The following is a 1826-nucleotide window of genomic DNA, read 5'->3' as shown; positions in this document are numbered from 1 at the left end:
TACCAGCGCAGTTCTGCTCCCGCACTCGCCGTAGTCGCCACTAAAGAAGCGCTCTCTCCCTCGCATACTTCAACATCTTCTGAAGCAGCATCGATGATAGGAAGACTTGGCGTAATAGCAATATCGTGAAAGTCCAGACTCTGTGCGATGTTCACACCCAAAAGTGAGGACAGGCGTACCACTACTCGGTCTGCAGCTCCGCCAACATCAAAAGGTACTGCTGCTATATCGCCATTCTCTAAAAGTCCTAAAAGATCTAGATTCAGTAAGGTTGAAAGGCTTGAACTAGAGACAAGCGTGGTTCCATTATAAGCTTCAAAGGTGATATTATTAGCCACTCCTAAAGCCAATAGGTTTGGATCTACTTTTAAACTGATTTTAAAATCTTCTGTAGGTTGCGTTGCAGTATCAAAATAAACTTCCTGCTCTACTGAAGCTGCCACACTCACAACACCTAAAGCTAGTTGAGAGAAAGTGGCAGGATCTCCATCGATCGCATTTTCAGGATTGGTCACTCCCGCGCCTAGTAGTCCCACGCCACTAACATCTGTGGTGGTGAATGACGGACTGTTACAAATACTTGTGTCAATGGTAAGTTCGTTTGTGGTAGCATCCACACTTGAAGTACCTAAAGTATTGGTGGCTGTAGCGATCACATCGTACGTTCCTTCTGCCAGTGCTACCGGGACCTCTAAAGTCCAGGTATCATCACCATTATCTGTCAGATCACCATCTCCTTCGGAATAAATTACTCCGTCTACTGCAACGGTAAGATCATCTGTAGAATCTGCAGTACCGGTGATACGCGGAGTGGTATCAGCTGTAGTCAGCATATCAACCGTGGGTACCGTCGGTGCTGTTGTATCAATTGTTAATTCATCAGTTGTAGCATCACTGCTGCTATTTCCCGCCGCATCAGTTGAAGTAGCTACCACATCATAGGTTCCGGCAGTTAATGCTGTTGGAATATCGAGAGTCCACGTACCATCACCATTGTCGGTTAGATCGGCTCCGGATTCCGGATAAGCCACTCCATCAACTGTTACCACCAAGTCTGCTGAAGAATCCGCGGTTCCTGTAAGCGTTGGTGTAGTATCATTAGTCGTTAAAAAGTCTACCGTTGGAATCGCTGGCGCTGTCGTATCGATTGTAAGTTCATCAGTGGTCACATCAGTACTGCTGTTGCCTGCTGCATCAGTTGAAGTAGCTACCACATCATAGGTCCCTTCTGCTAATGCCGAAGGAATATCAAGGCTCCACGTACCATCACCATTGTCAGTTAAAGCGGCTCCGGATTCCGGGTAAGCCACTCCATCAACCGTTACCACTAAGTCTGCTGAAGAATCTGCAGTTCCCGTAATGGTTGGCGTGTTGTCATTGGTAGTCAATAGATCAACCGTTGGTACCGTCGGTGCTGTTGTATCAATTGTTAATTCATCAGTTGTAGCATCACTGCTGCTATTTCCCGCCGTATCAGTAGAAGTAGCTACCACATCATAGGTTCCGGCAGTTAATGCTGTTGGAATATCAAGAGTCCACGTACCATCACCGTTGTCGGTTAGATCGGCTCCGGATTCCGGGTAAGCTACTCCATCAACTGTTACCACCAAATCTGCTGAAGAATCCGCAGTTCCTGTAAGCGTTGGTGTAGTATCATTAGTCGTTAAAAAGTCTACTGTTGGAATCGATGGAGCTGTCGTATCGATCGTTAATTCATCGGTGGTAGGATCGGTTGCGGTTTGGATGCCTTGGGTTACTGTGGCTGTTACATCATACACCCCATCGGTCAGTACTACCGGAAGTACCAGCGTCCAGGTATCATCAGT

The 1826-nt window shown here is 46.8% G+C and carries 1 protein-coding gene; it reads right to left on the bottom strand.

Annotation, left to right across the window (positions count from 1 at the left end; translation table 11 throughout):
• A partial coding sequence (locus BUA96_RS17115; RefSeq protein WP_139249004.1) for an Ig-like domain-containing protein occupies window positions 1-1826 on the bottom strand: 1826 nt, incomplete at both ends.

Source organism: Leeuwenhoekiella palythoae (assembly GCF_900130045.1).
Classification (GTDB): domain Bacteria; phylum Bacteroidota; class Bacteroidia; order Flavobacteriales; family Flavobacteriaceae; genus Leeuwenhoekiella; species Leeuwenhoekiella palythoae.
This window is presented reverse-complemented; position numbering and strand designations above follow the sequence as displayed.